Below are 13,773 nucleotides of genomic sequence, written 5' to 3'. Positions count from 1 at the left end.
GGGTTCCGGGTCAGGGCTGGGCAGGGGCGGTGCTGCGCCGCATGGTGCCGTCGGTGCTGGCAGTGCTGGCCGGGGCGCACAGCGGCTGGGCGAGGACGGCGGGGGGGTCGAGCTGCAGGCAGCGGTAGAGCTCGGCGAGGTTGTGGCGGAAAAGGGCGTCAAAGCGCGCCGCGGCCTCGCCGGCGCCGCTGTCGCTGAGCCACCAGAACCAGTCGGAGCTCTCGCACACGGCGAGCTGGCGGGTGGCGGCGTCCAGTTGCGCGGGGTCGAGGCGGGCGCTGGAGGCGATCAGGTCGAAGGTCTTCTTGGCCGCACACAGCAGATCCCAGGCGCGGTTCTTGGCCGCCTCGCCGATCCACGTGGACAGCGTCCCGTACACCCAGCTGCCGGCGACCAGGGTGGGGAGCTCGGCGGGGCGGTGGGCGGGGTCGGCGAGCACGTCGGCGTAGGTGGTGGTGCGGATCGCCGGATGCTCGCGCAGCAGCCCGTAGAGATCGTCGAAGAAGTAGTAGCCATTGTAGGGGTAGGTCTCCCAGGCGTTCTCGCCGTCGAGGACGATGCTCACCAGCGCCGGCGCGCCATCCGCTGCGGCGGCGATGGCCTCGATGCGGCTCACCAGGTCGGCGGCGGCGTCGCGCCCGTGCCAGCGCGCGTAGTCGAAGCCGATGCGGTCGGAAAGAGTGTCGTCGCGGAAGAACAGGGTCAGGCCGGGGGCGGCGGCAAGCTGCCACGGGCGGTAGGGCGCGTTGGCGTCGGCGGCATTGCCGAGGCTGTTGCGCAGCACCCCTTCGCCGCTTGCTGCCCAGCGCGTACCGGCGGCCGCGAGCTGCGCGGCAAAGGCCGTCGACAGCGCGCCTTCGGCCGGCCACAGGCCCAGCGGCGGGGCGCCGAAGCGGCGTGCGTGGGCGTCGCGGGCGCTGGCGATCTGCGCCTCGACGCGGCTGCGTCCGCCCGGGTAGGCCTCGGCAAGCGGCAGGGGGGCGGTGGGCAGGGCCTCACGCGCGCAGTGGAGGTCGAGCAGCAGCGGGGCCAGCGGATGGGTGTGCGGGGTGGCGGAGAGTTCCACCTGCCCGCGCGCGGCGAGCGCGCGCCAGCGCGGCAGGACGCTGGCCACCATGGTGCCCAGGGCGGCGCGCAGCGCCAGGCGGTCGGCGTGGCTGAAGCCCTGGCCCTTGCTCATCAGGCGGGCGATGAGCGGATCGCTGCGCCGTGCCGCCTCGCCGGTCCAGGCGAGGTGGTACCAGGTCAGCAGGTCGCCGAGGTAGGCCCCGGAGAGATAGTCGTCGGCCGGCGGGCCGTCCTCGCGCACCAGCTGGTGCAGGCGATGCAGGCGCAGGTAGTGCGGGAAGGGCTTCAGCATGTGGTCGTGGTTGGCGCTGAAGCAGGTGTCGAGGAGCAGGGCGCGCGCGGCGTCGTCGATGTGGTCGAGGTCGGCAGTGCCGAGCAGGCGCAGCAAGGGATCGCGGAAATGGCCGCTGGCGAACTGCGCACAGTAGTCGTCGATCTGGTCGAGCAGCACCGGCACGAAGTTCACCACGCAGCGCACATGAGGGTGGCGTTCGAGGTGCGCCGCCATGTCGCAGTAGTCCTTGACGGCATGCAGGTACACCCACGGCAGGCGGTACTCGCCGCCGGCCCCGTGATCGCGGTAGTCGGGCTGGTGCATGTGCCACAGGAAGACGACATCGACGGGCTTCATGGCCTGCGGTGCACCTGCTGGCCGAGCATCTCCGGAGTCACCAGGGTGACCCCGCCGGCACTGACGTGGAAGCGCCGGCGATCGGCTTCGGGGTCGTAGCCGATCTCCATGCCCGGCGGGATGTGGCAGTGCTTGTCCACCACCACGCGCCTGAGGCGGGCGCCACGGCCGATGTCTACCCCGGGGAGGATCACCGAGGCCTCGACCTCGGCATAGCTATGCACATGCACGGCGGAGAACAGCAGGCTGCTGCGCACCGTGGCGCCGCTGATGATGTCGCCGCCGGAGACCAGCGAATCGAGGGCGACGCCGCGGCGGCCGTCGGAATCGAAGACGAACTTGGCCGGTGGCAATTGCTGCTGGTAGGTCCAGATCGGCCAGTCCTCGTCATAGAGGTTGAGCTCCGGGGTCACCTGGGTGAGGTCGATGTTGGCCGCCCAGTAGGCATCCAGGGTACCGACATCGCGCCAGTAGGGCGGCTGGCCGGTGCCGGCGCCTACGCAGGAGTCGCGGAAGTAGTGGGCGTTGACGTGGTGGTCGCGCACCAGGCGGGGGATGAGGTCGCGGCCGAAATCGTGCTCCGAGCCGGTGCAGCTGCGGTCGAAGTGCAGCGCATCGGCAAGGAAGTCGGCATTGAAGACATAGATGCCCATGCTCACCAGCGCCCGCCCGGGGTCGCCGGGCATCGCCGGCGGTACGGCCGGTTTCTCGACGAAGGCGGTTACCCGGCGGCGCTCGTCGGTGTCCATCACCCCGAATGCCGTTGCCTCCGCGCGCGGCACGTCGATACAGGCGACGGTAAGGTCGGCGCCGCTGTCGACGTGGTCTTCGAGCATGCGCAGGTAGTTCATCTTGTAGATGTGGTCGCCGGACAGCACCAGCACGTAGCGCGGGCGGTTGCGCTGGATCAGCTCGAGGTTCTGCATCACCGCGTCGGCGGTGCCCTGGTACCAGTTCTCGTTGAGCTGCTGCTGCGCCGGCAGGATGTCGATGAACTCGTGGAAGCGGCCGTCGAGAAAGCTCCAGCCGCGCTGCAGGTGCTGGATCAGGCTCTGCGCCTTGTACTGGGTGGCCACGCCGATCTGGCGAATGCCCGAATGCACGCAGTTCGACAGCGTGAAATCGATGATGCGGAATTTGCCGCCGAACGGCACCGCCGGCTTGCAGCGCCAGTCGGTGAGCTGCTGCAGGCGGCTGCCGCGGCCGCCGGCGAGCACGATGCCGAAGGTCTGACGGGTCAGGTGGTCCCGATTCATGCGTGGCGCTCTCCGTGGCGGGGTGGGGCGGCGTTGACGTGCATGGTAGCGCTAGAATGCGCAGACATTCCACTGCGCGGTGGCCGTCGATGACCAGCGAACAACTGCAGGCCCTGATCGAGGGGCGCGGGCACGATCCGTTTGCCTGCCTCGGTCTTCATCCGCACCCCGCGGGCTGCTGTGTGCGGGTGCTGCGGGCCGATGCCGCGCGGGTCGAGCTGCAGGTCGACGGCGCCTGGGTGGCGATGAGCCGCGTCCATGACGGTGGCCTTTTCGAATGGCAGGGCGCGCAGCCGCCGGTGCGCCCGTGGCGCCTGCGCGTCGATGGCCACGAGGGCCTCGACGCCTATGCCTTCACGCCGCAGCCGCCGCAGCACGAGCTTGCCCTGTTCGGCGCCGGAGTGCTGCAGCAGGCCTGGCGCATGCTCGGGGCCCACCCCTGCCGGCGCGACGGCTGCGACGGTGTGCTGTTCCGCGTGTGGGCGCCGAATGCCGCCCGGGTTTCGGTGGTCGGCGACTTCAACGACTGGGACGGGCGCCGCCATGCGCTCGCCAGCCTCGGCACCTCCGGGGTGTGGGAACTGTTCGTGCCCGCACTCGGCGCCGGCGCGCTGTACCGCTTCGAGATCCGCAGCCGCGACAGCGGCGCCTTGCTGCTGAAGTCCGATCCATATGCGCGCGCCGCCGAACTGCGCCCGGCCTCGGCGTCGTGCGTCGCCGCCGCGCCGGCCCATGCGTGGGGCGATCAGGCGTGGATGGCGGCGCGCGCGCAGGCCGACTGGCTGCACGCGCCGATGAGCATCTACGAGCTCCACCTGGGCAGCTGGCGACACCACGCCGACGGGCGCTGCCTGAGCTACGCCGAGATCGCCGCGCCGTTGATCGAGCACGTGCGTGCGCTGGGCTTCACCCACGTAGAGTTTCTGCCGCTGATGGAGCACCCCCTGGACGAATCGTGGGGTTACCAGTGCACCGGCTTCTTCGCCGCCACCAGCCGCTACGGCAGCGCCGACGACCTGCGCGCCCTCATCGACCGCCTGCATCAGGCCGGCATCGGCGTCATCCTCGACTGGGTGCCCGGACACTTTCCCGCCGACGACTGGGCGCTGGCGCATTTCGATGGCACCGCGCTGTACGAGCACGAAGACCCGCGCATGGCCCGCCACCCCGACTGGGGAACGTTGGTGTTCAACTACGACCGCAACGAGGTGAAGAGCTTCCTGCTGTCGTCGGCGCACTACTGGCTGAGCGAGTTCCACGTCGACGGCCTGCGCGTCGATGCCGTGGCCTCCATGCTCTACCTCGACTACTCGCGCGCCGCTGGCGAATGGACGCCGAATGTCCATGGCGGGCGCGAGAACCTCGCGGCGATCGCCTTCCTGCGCGAACTCAACGAGATGGTCCACGGCGCCTTCCCCGGCGCCCTCACCATTGCCGAGGAGTCCACCGCCTGGCCGATGGTGTCGCGGCCGACCTGGCTGGGCGGGCTGGGGTTCTCGATGAAGTGGAACATGGGGTGGATGAACGACACCCTCGACTACCTGCAGCGCGACCCCGTACACCGCCGCTATCACCACGAGCGCCTGACCTTCGGACAGCTCTACGCCTACAGCGAGAACTTCGTGCTGCCGCTGTCGCACGACGAAGTGGTGCATGGCAAGGGCTCGCTGCTTGGCAAGATGCCCGGCGACGACTGGCAGCGCCGCGCCGGCCTGCGTCTGCTGCTTGCCTACCAGTACCTCAGCGCGGGCAAGAAGCTGCTCTTCATGGGCGGCGAGTTCGGCCAGCCGTGGGAGTGGCGTGCCGGCGAGAGCCTGCCCTGGGCGCTCGGCGACGACCCCCGCCATGCCGGCATCGCCCGCCTGGTCGGGGATCTCAATCGCTGCCATCGGCAGATCCCCGCCCTCCACGAGCTCGATTTCGACGCCGGCGGTTTCGAGTGGATCGACTGTCACGATGCCGAACAATCGGTGCTCAGCTGGCTGCGCCGCGACCGCAGCGGCGGCTGCGTCGTGGTGATCTGCAACTTCACCCCGGTGCCGCGCCCGCACTACCGCATCGGCGTGCCCCAGGCCGGCGCCTACGCTGAACGCCTGAACACCGATTCGCACCACTACGGCGGCAGCGACGTCGGTAACGGCGGTCAGGTGCAGGCGACCGCCGAGCGCTCGCAGCAGTGGCCGCACAGTCTCGTGCTGACCCTGCCGCCGCTGGCCGCGGTGGTACTGCAGCCGTGCTGAACGATCTAGTGAGCCGTACCGAAGTGCCCGCTGGAGAGCAGGCGGTCGATCTCCGCTTCGGCCTCCAGCCAGTCCGCCATCGGGTCGCCGGGGGTGAAGTTGCGCCGTTCGGCAATGTAGTAGGCCGCCACCTCGACGTAGTGGCTGCGCTGCTCGGCGTTGAGCGTGCCGGCTGCGGCGTTGCTGCGCTTGCGCGCGCGCGGCTTAGCGGCGGGGGCTGCGGGGGGGGCGGACGGTTTGGCGGCGGCGGACTTGCTGACCATGGTTTTCCTCCTCGGTGGCTGAAAGGGGCCGGCTGGCGGATCCGCTGCCGGCTTCTGCGTACCGCTTCATTGCAGCAGACGAATGGCCCGGCGGCAAGGACGGTTTTTGCTGCCGCCTGCCGGCGTTGCCCGCGTTGCCGGCGGGGTGGCGCATGAAGGTGCTGGCCGGCGACATCGGCGGCACCAACAGCCGTCTCGCGCTGGTCGCCGTCGACGCCAGCGGCGCCTGCGCATTGAGCGCCTTGCGCAGCTTCCGCAACGCCGACTTCCCCAGCTTCGAGGCCGTGCTCGATGCCTATGGCGGCGCCCATCTCGCCGGGCTGCCAGTGGCGCTCGCCGTGGCTGGGCCCGTCGGCGACGGGCGCGTGCAGCTCACCAACCGTGGCTGGGACATCTGCGCCGCGACGCTGCAGGCCCGCTACCGCTGCAGCGCGCTGCGCCTGTTCAACGATTTCGAGGCCGCGGTGTACGGTGTCGACACCCTCTGCGATGACGGTGTGCGCGTGCTCCAGCGTGGCGCCGCCAACGCCGCCGGGCTGCGTCTGCTGGTCGGTGCCGGTACCGGCTTCGGCGTCGCCTTTGGCGCCGTGCATGACGACGGCACCGTGCAGGCCTGCAGCACCGAGGGTGGCCACATCGCCTTCGCCCCGCGCAATGCCGTGCAGGACGAGCTGCTCGCCTTCATGCGTGCCCGCCACGGGCGGGTCTCGGTGGAACGCCTGCTCTCGGGGGCCGGCATCGAGGCCCTTCACGCCTTCTGCCGCGAACGCCATGACCAGCGGCCGGGCCCCGCGCCCGACGCCGCCGGGGTGGTTGCCGCCGCCCGCGCCGGCGACAGCGCGGCCGCGGCGGCGGTCGCCCTGTTCGTCGAACTTCTCGGCCAGGTCACCGGCGATCTGGCGCTCGCCACCGGTGCACGCGGCGGCGTCCATGTCGCCGGCGGCATCGCCCCGCAGCTGGGCGAACTCCTCGATGCCGCCACCTTCTGCACCGCCTTTGCCGACAAGGGCCGCTTCGCGGCGTGGATGGCGGCATTGCCGGTGAGTCTGGTCAAGGATCCCTGGCTGGGGCTCAAGGGCGCGGCGCTGGCGCTGCGGCGAGAAATGCAAGCCTGCGAGCGCGGAGAGGGTGGTGGATAATCCCACCAGTGCCCGGCCGCGGCATCCGGCAGTGATCGTTCCGCTGTCCGCGTTGTCCCACGGCAGAATGGTGTGCCCGAGTGCGCGCCCGTTGTTGACCTGAATGCCCCGTTAACCTGAATCCATGTCCGATCTCCCCGACAAGGCCCGCCGTGCCGGCAGGCTGGCCCGCCAGTTGCTGAAGACTTCGTTGAACGCCGCAGCCAGCGGTGCGCACGAACTCGGCCGTCGCAAGGGGGCGGTGCAGGAGGCGGTTGCCGATGGCGTGGGTGAGGCGGCGCGGGTGGCGGCGCGGGCGCTTGGTGATACCGCCTGCGGTCTCAGCGCTGCGGCCCGCGCCCTCGACCAGAATGCGCACGGGCGTGGCGAGCAAGGCGGCGGCTTGGGCGCGCGCGTACTGCAGGGCTCCGGCACGGCGCTGGGGCGCGCGGCGACCGGGCTGGCGGGGGCGCAGACGTTGGCGGCGCCGCTGGGTGCGGCAGTGGGGGGCGCCTTCGGCGCCGTGGTTGGCACCGTTGGTGCCAGCCTTGATGCCGCGGCCCTCAGCGAGGCCGATTTCGCCGCCCAGGCGGCGCGCATTGCCGCGCAGGCGCAGCGTTACGCCGAGCTGCGTGGTGGCCGCGCGGTGCCGCCGCGGGTGGTCGATGGCGGCGGCACGGAGTGGTTGCGGCCGGCCTTTGTTGATTGGCTCAACGGCGGCCAGCTGCCCGCCGGCCATTGCGCCCGCTTCGCCGCCGGTGCACTGGTGGTGGAGGATGGTGCCGGTCTGCCGGCCGCGGCGCTGCAGGCGCGCGCGGAGGAGTCCCTCGCCCATCTGGAGGCGGCGCTTGCCCGCCATGACGACATTGCGCCGGCGCCGGTGGCGGAGCTGGCTGCCGAGCTGCTGCTGCGCGCGATTGCCGAGCAGGCGCGCGAGGGCACGCTCGATGCCGCAGCGGTGGAGGCGGTGCTGGCTTCGGCCAGCGGTGTGGCCGCTGCGCCGGCAGGGGCGCCGGCCAGTACCTGGCTGACCGGACGGGCGGGGCTGGCCTTTCTCGCCCTGGCGAGCTTTGCCGACCGTTCGCGTCCGCTGGAGGCGCGCAGCGAGGATTTCGGTGCGCGCACGGCGGAGATCCTCCTTTCCGCAGGCGCCAGCCGACTGGCCCTGGCTGGTGCGCACCTGTGGTGGGTGGGTTTGCTTGCCGGGGCGGGCAGCCAGTTGCTGTGGGGGCAGGGGCGCGGCAAGCGTGCGCGCCTCGAAGCGCTTGCCGCGCTGGCCGACAGTGCCGAGCGGGTGCTGCGCAGGATGACTCCCTGATGCGTGTCGCTGCGTTGTTGACGGCGCTGGCGCTGGGCGCGCTGGCGGCGCTGCCGGTGGCCGCCGCGACGGCCGGGACGGAGGTGCGCGGCGTGGCGCTGGTGCTCTCTGGCGGCGGTGCGCGCGGGGTGGCTCACCTCGGCGTGCTGAAGGTGCTCGAAGAGCTGCGCGTGCCGGTCGACTGCGTGGTCGGCACCAGCATGGGCGCCATCGTCGGCGGCGCCTACGCCTCCGGCCTCTCCGTGGAGGAGATGGAGCGCCGCGTACGCGAGGCCGACTGGGACGAGATGTTCCTCAACACCCTGCCGCGCGACCGCCAGCCCTTCCGCGAGAAGCTCGATGCGGCCGGCAACCGCTCGGCGATCACCATGGGCTACGGGCCCGAGGGCTTCCTGCTGCCGCTCAGCGCCATCGCCGGCCAGCAGCTCGACCGCTTTCTTACCGGGCTTGCCGGCGATGCCGAGTCGCGCAGCAGCTTCGACACCCTGGCGCTGCCCTTTCGCGCCATCGCCACCGATCTGGAAAGCGGCGCGATGGTGGTGATGAACGGCGGCCCGCTGTGGCGCGCGATGCGCGCCAGCATGGCGGTGCCGGGGGTGTTTCTGCCCATTGAGCACGACGGCCGCCTGCTCGTCGATGGTGGCCTGGTGATGAATCTGCCCGTCGATGTCGGCCGCGAGCTGTGCGGCGAGCACGTCATCGCGGTCAATCTCGGCACGCCGCCGCTCAGCCGCGAACGCCTCACCACCGCCACCGACATCGTCCTGCAGGCCATCAACCTTGCCCTGGAGCAGAACGTCCAGCAGCAGCTCGGTCGCCTCGGCGCCGGCGACGCGCTGGTGGAAGTGGAGCTCGGCGACATCAGCTCGCGCGACTTCGGCCGCGTGCTGGAGACCATCCCGCTCGGCGAGCGGGCCGCACGTGCGGCCGCCGATCAACTCGCGCGCTTTGCCGTCGATGCCGACAGCTACGCGCGCTGGCAGGCCCAGCGCCAGACCCGCCTGCGGCGCCCGGCGCCGATCATCACCGCGGTCGAGGTCGAAGGCCTGCGCTACGTCCCCGAGCACGGCGTACTGGCCGGCCTGCGTCAGCGCACCGGCGTGGCGCTCGACAGCCGGCGCCTGGAAAACGACCTCGAACGCCTCTACGCCGGCGGCGACTTCGAACGCCTGCGCTACCGCGTCGAGCGCGATGGCGCTTACGGCCGCCTCAAGGTGGAGGCGGTGGAAAAGTCCTGGGGGCCCAACTACCTGCGCTTCGGCGGCGGGTTTGCCGCCGACTTCGAAGGCGACGGCGCGGTCGGCCTCTACGCCGGACTGTCGCGGCGCTGGATAAACCCCTGGGACGGCCGCCTCAATCTCGATCTCCACCTCGGTACCAGCAACCGCCTGCGCGGCGAGCTCTATCAGCCCCTCGGGCTGCGCAGTTCGTGGTTCGTCGCCCCCGTGCTGCAGGTCGGCAGCCGCACCGTGCCGGTGTATCAGGACGGCCGCAAGCTTGCCGACTTCCGCGTGCGCGAGGGCACCGCCGGTGTCGATCTCGGCTACGAGCTGGGAGAGTGGGGCGAACTGCGCCTGGGCTGGCACCGCGGGCGCGAAAAGGGCGAGGTGGTCAGCGGCGCAGACGTCTATCCGCGCCAGCGCACCGAGCATGGCAAGCTGCGCCTGGCGGCGGTGATCGACCGCCTCGACAGTCCCTTCTTCCCGCGCCGCGGCTACAGCGCCAGCGTGCTCGGCGAATGGCACGACGCCCGTTTCGGCAGCGATCTCGACTACCGCTACGCCGCCTTCGACGCCATCTGGGCGGCCTCATCGGGGCCGCACAGCGTCCTCGTCAACTTCCTCCTCGCCGGCAGCCCGGACCGCGAACTGCCCGCCGCCGGGCGTTACACCCTGGGCGGGCTGTTCCGCCTGTCCGGCTACCGCTACGGCGAACTGGCCGCCGACCAGGTGGCGCTGGGCAGCCTGTCCTATTACCGCCGCATCAACACCCTGCCGGAGATGATTGGCCGCGGGGTCTACCTCGGCGGCACGGTGGAATGGGCCGCGCTGCGCAACTACGCCCTCGACCGCCCCTCGCCCGGCAACCGCAGTTCGCTGGCGCTGTTCCTCGGCGCCGACACCGTGCTCGGCCCGCTCTACCTCGGCGTCGCCTACGCCTCGCGGGTGGGGGAGCCGCGCTACTACCTGCTCTTCGGGCAGCCGTACTGAGGCTTCCGCCTGTCGGCTTGTCATCTTCGGCCTGCATACTGGCCTGTGGCATCGCCCGCCCCCGGCGGGCGGGGGGAGCAGTCGCCAGCCGGCCCTAAAGTTGATCCACCTTCCTGCCGATAGATGCCTTCAGTTGCGCGGATAGCTGTCTAGCAGTCTGTCGGGCTTGAGCGATCGTCGCGAGCCGAGTGGGAAAGCGAGGCCAGATTCGGCCGTTGTCGAGGCGCATAGTGGTTCTATGCAACGAGAAAGCGGTCGGATATGGAGCGCTTCTCCCACTGGCGCAGCAGATCAGTCTCAAGTCCGACAGGCTGCTAGGCTGGCGTCAACATGGGTATGCCTGCTAGAACTAACTCACGGGAGCTGCGGCAAACGTCTCCGCAATGGGCGTTGGCTGTAATAAAAACTGACCAGATCTGGAGGGGCGGCCATGTTGGGATCAATGAGCCTGAGAGGGCGTCTGCTGCTCTCGGTGGTTGCAGCGATGCTGGGAATGCTGGTGCTGGCTGCATTTCAGGTTTCGCACCTGAAAGCGCAGCTGCTGGAAGACCGCAAGGCCACCCTGCGCGCGGCGATCGATATCGCCCGCACTGCTGCGGCCGGTTTTCACGAGCGTGAGCAGCGCGGCGAGCTGAGCCGGGCGCAAGCGCAGGACGAAGCAAAGAAGGTGCTGCGCAGCCTGCGCTATCTCGGCAACGAGTACTACTACGTGTATGACCGCGCCTACATGGGGGTGGTCCATCCCATCCGTCCGGAATACGAAGGGGTCAGTCATGCAGACCGGCAGGATCGTTCCGGGCGCCATACCGTTCGCAACCTGGTTGCGGCAGCGGTGCAGGGCGATGGCTTCACCAGCACGCTGACGCCCAAGCCCGGCAGCGACGAACAGGTCGAAAAGCTGCAGCATCTGGCCCTGTTTGCCCCATGGGACTGGGTAATCGGTACCGGGCTCTACATCGACGACCTGGATGCGGTATTCAAACAACAGCTGCTCAAGGTTACCGTGGTCATTGCCCTCGCGCTGTCCGTCGTCGGTGGCCTGGTGTGGGCGATTGCGCGCACCATACTCAGGCAGATCGGCGGCGAGCCGGCCAGTGTGATGGTTCTCATGGAACGCGCCAGCGGGGGTGACCTGACGGTCGATCTCGGCGAGCCTCCGGCGGGCAGCATGCTCTCGTCCCTCGGGCACATGCTGAGTGGCCTGCGCGACATCATGCGTGGGCTGGGTGGCACTGCGCGCACGCTGGGCGACAGCGCCAAGCACATCTCCGAAGCGGCCGGTCAGGTTGCGCTGGCCTCGCGCACCCAGTCGGACGCCACCGCCGCAATGGCCGCGGCGATCGAGGAACTCACCGTCAGCGTCAACCACATCTCCGACAGCGCCAGGGAAACCGAGAGCAACTCCGATCAGGCGGTGGCCCGCGCAGAGGAAGGGGCTGGCACCGTGCGCAGCGCTGCCGAAGAGATCAGCCGCATCGCCGAGAGCGTGAGCTCGGCGGCACAACGGATTCGACTCCTGGGCGGGCGGGCGGATGAAATATCGTCGATTACCAACGTCATCAAGGAAATCGCCGCCCAGACCAATCTGCTCGCTCTCAATGCCGCCATCGAGGCGGCCCGCGCTGGGGAACAGGGCCGTGGCTTTGCGGTGGTGGCCGATGAAGTGCGCGGCCTGGCCGAGCGCACGGCGTTGGCGACGGTGAAGATCGACGAAATGGTCAAGGCCATGCAGGGCGAGACGGGGGGCGCGATCGAAGCCATGGACGCCGCCCTGCCGCTGGTCGAGAACGGGGTGGCATTGACGCGCAATGCCGCCGGCTCGCTGGACCTGATCCGCAACGGCGCGGTCGAGACGCTTGAACGCGCGAAGGACGTGGCCCTGGCGACCCACGAACAGAGCACCGCCAGCACGGCGATTGCCCAGCAGGTCGAAAGCGTGGCACAGATGGTCGAGGAGACCAGCGCCACGGTGATGAGCACCGCCGACTCCGCGCGCGCACTGGAGAGCATTGCCGAGGACCTGAATCGCACGATTGCCAGGTTCCGTTACTGAAAGGGGATGGGCGCCGTTCCGAGCGTGGCGCCCATCCCCCTCAGGAGACAGCCGCAACCGTTCGCACACCGGGGGCGTGGCAAGGCGAGTCTGTGAAACAGGCTCTCCCGCCCGCCCTGAGCTCGTCGAAGCCTGTTCGAAGACACTGCCATCAAGTGCCCTTTGACGGGCTCAGGGCGAACGGAGTACCCGTTTCCTGCGTTTGCTCGGCCACGCCGCGGCGGGGCTTGCTTCGCTCAGCCCGAACGGATGTGGTGCCTGCTCATTCGCTCGGGTTACGCGCAGGCGCAGTTGCTGCCGTACATCTCTCAGTCAAGCAAGCTACGAAACATCACATGGCAATCCACCAGCCCGTGCCGCGCATGGCGGTAGGCCCCTGGCAGGGTGCCGACGATGGCGAAGCCGTGCTTTTGCCACAACGCAACGGCAACGGTGTTGGTGGCCACTACGCTGTTGAACTGCATGGCGCTGAAGCCCAGTTCGCGTGCCATCTCCAGAGAATGGACGCAGAGCCGGCTGGCGATGCCACGGCCACGGGCGGCGGGTGCGGTCATGTAGCCGCAATTGCATACATGATCGCCCGGCCCGGCAGCGTTGGCCTTGATGTAGTAGGTGCCGAGAATCTGCCCGTCCAGTTCGGCAACGAAGGTGGCGCGCGGCAGTTCGACCCAGAGCTTCCAGGCCGTGTCGCGATCCATGCCGGGATCGAAGGCATAGGTTTCCTGCGCCCGCACCACGTCACGGATGATCGGCCAGGTCTGGTCGAAGTCGGCCACCTCGATGGGGCGGATGATCGGCTCGCCGCTCACAGTTGAGAACCCTCTGCCAGGTGCTGATCCTTGATCTTCACGTAGTTACCCGCCGTGTAGCTGAAGAAGTTGCGTTCCTTGTCGGTCAACGGGCGCGCCTGTTTCACCGGGCTGCCGACGTACAGGTAGCCGCTTTCCAGGCGTTTGCCCGGCGGTACCAGGCTTCCGGCACCAATTATCACCTCGTCCTCGACCACCGCGCCGTCCATGACGATGCTGCCCATGCCGACCAGAATCCGGTTGCCGAGGGTGCAGCCATGCAGGGTGACCTTGTGGCCGATCGTCACCTCATCGCCGATGATCAGCGGAAAGCCGTCCGGGTTGAACGGTCCGGCGTGGGTGACGTGCAGCACGCTGCCGTCCTGCACGCTGGTGCGCGCACCGATGCGGATGCGGTGCATGTCGCCACGGATCACGGTCATCGGCCACACCGAACTGTCCTCGCCCAATTCGACATCACCAATCACCACCGCAGAAGCGTCGACGAAGACGCGCTCGCCCAGTTGCGGGAGGTGTTGCTGGTACTTGCGAATCGCCACGGTGGAGGCTCCTGATCTGCTGGAAAGCTCGATTCTATTAACCCGGCAACGAAATACGCTATTCCGTTCGCCCTGAGCGAGGTAAGCCCCGCCGTGGGCGTGGCAAAGCGGACGCAGGAAACGGGTACTCCGTTCGCCCCAAGATTCTATGGTTCTGGTCAAGCACGAGAGAGCCTGTCTGGGTCGAACTGCGTTTGAGTGCGGAACAGGGCGAACGCCGTGCGCAGCAATCGTCTGGCCAGGCAGACCAGGGCGGCGGTGGTCGGTA

Annotated in this window: 10 protein-coding genes; 5 read left to right on the top strand and 5 right to left on the bottom strand. The window is 69.3% G+C overall.

The window, feature by feature from the left end; genetic code table 11:
* Positions 1-10 precede the first annotated feature (10 nt).
* Together C8261_RS08625 and glgC are read right to left on the bottom strand one after the other, a co-directional pair.
* Positions 11-1,699 carry a glycoside hydrolase family 57 protein gene (locus C8261_RS08625; RefSeq protein WP_107493281.1) on the bottom strand — a complete coding sequence of 563 codons (1,689 nt, stop codon included), beginning with the start codon at positions 1,697-1,699 and terminating at the stop codon, positions 11-13.
* Positions 1,696-2,955, bottom strand: a complete 1,260-nt coding sequence (gene glgC / locus C8261_RS08620) for a glucose-1-phosphate adenylyltransferase (RefSeq protein ID WP_107493280.1) — start codon at positions 2,953-2,955, stop codon at positions 1,696-1,698. Before glgC ends, C8261_RS08625 begins: the two co-directional genes overlap by 4 nt.
* Positions 2,956-3,044: 89 nt before the next feature.
* On the opposite strand from glgC, the gene glgB reads away from it, so the two are divergent.
* Entirely contained in the window at positions 3,045-5,195 is a 2,151-nt protein-coding gene (glgB, locus tag C8261_RS08615; protein WP_219905167.1) for a 1,4-alpha-glucan branching protein GlgB, read from the top strand.
* A 5-nt stretch (positions 5,196-5,200) separates the two neighbouring features.
* Here the strand turns inward: glgB and C8261_RS17745 are convergent, their stop codons facing one another.
* The gene (locus tag C8261_RS17745; protein ID WP_107493278.1) at positions 5,201-5,458 is read right to left on the bottom strand and encodes a DUF2934 domain-containing protein; all 258 of its coding nucleotides are present in this window, start codon (positions 5,456-5,458) and stop codon (positions 5,201-5,203) included.
* Positions 5,459-5,610: 152 nt separating this feature from the next.
* On the opposite strand from C8261_RS17745, the gene C8261_RS08605 reads away from it, so the two are divergent.
* The 4 genes from C8261_RS08605 (at position 5,611) to C8261_RS08590 (ending at position 12,157) form a co-directional block, all read left to right on the top strand.
* Positions 5,611-6,597 (top strand): glucokinase, encoded by a 987-nt coding sequence (locus C8261_RS08605; RefSeq protein WP_107493277.1) that lies wholly within the window; start codon positions 5,611-5,613, stop codon positions 6,595-6,597.
* Positions 6,598-6,721: 124 nt separating this feature from the next.
* Positions 6,722-7,894 (top strand): hypothetical protein, encoded by a 1,173-nt coding sequence (locus C8261_RS08600; protein WP_107493276.1) that lies wholly within the window; start codon positions 6,722-6,724, stop codon positions 7,892-7,894.
* Positions 7,894-10,104 carry a patatin-like phospholipase family protein gene (locus C8261_RS08595; protein WP_107493275.1) on the top strand — a complete coding sequence of 737 codons (2,211 nt, stop codon included), beginning with the start codon at positions 7,894-7,896 and terminating at the stop codon, positions 10,102-10,104. The genes C8261_RS08600 and C8261_RS08595 overlap by 1 nt, the downstream gene beginning before the upstream one ends.
* 442 nt (positions 10,105-10,546) lie before the next feature.
* The gene (locus tag C8261_RS08590) at positions 10,547-12,157 is read left to right on the top strand and encodes a methyl-accepting chemotaxis protein (protein ID WP_235864874.1); all 1,611 of its coding nucleotides are present in this window, start codon (positions 10,547-10,549) and stop codon (positions 12,155-12,157) included.
* Positions 12,158-12,465: 308 nt separating this feature from the next.
* Here the strand turns inward: C8261_RS08590 and C8261_RS08585 are convergent, their stop codons facing one another.
* Positions 12,466-12,966 carry a GNAT family N-acetyltransferase gene (locus C8261_RS08585; protein ID WP_107493273.1) on the bottom strand — a complete coding sequence of 167 codons (501 nt, stop codon included), beginning with the start codon at positions 12,964-12,966 and terminating at the stop codon, positions 12,466-12,468.
* Positions 12,963-13,505 carry a gamma carbonic anhydrase family protein gene (locus tag C8261_RS08580; protein WP_107493272.1) on the bottom strand — a complete coding sequence of 181 codons (543 nt, stop codon included), beginning with the start codon at positions 13,503-13,505 and terminating at the stop codon, positions 12,963-12,965. The genes C8261_RS08585 and C8261_RS08580 overlap by 4 nt, the downstream gene beginning before the upstream one ends.
* Positions 13,506-13,773: the final 268 nt, after the last annotated feature.

Source organism: Pseudothauera lacus (assembly GCF_003034845.1).
GTDB lineage: Bacteria > Pseudomonadota > Gammaproteobacteria > Burkholderiales > Rhodocyclaceae > Pseudothauera > Pseudothauera lacus.
This window is presented reverse-complemented; position numbering and strand designations above follow the sequence as displayed.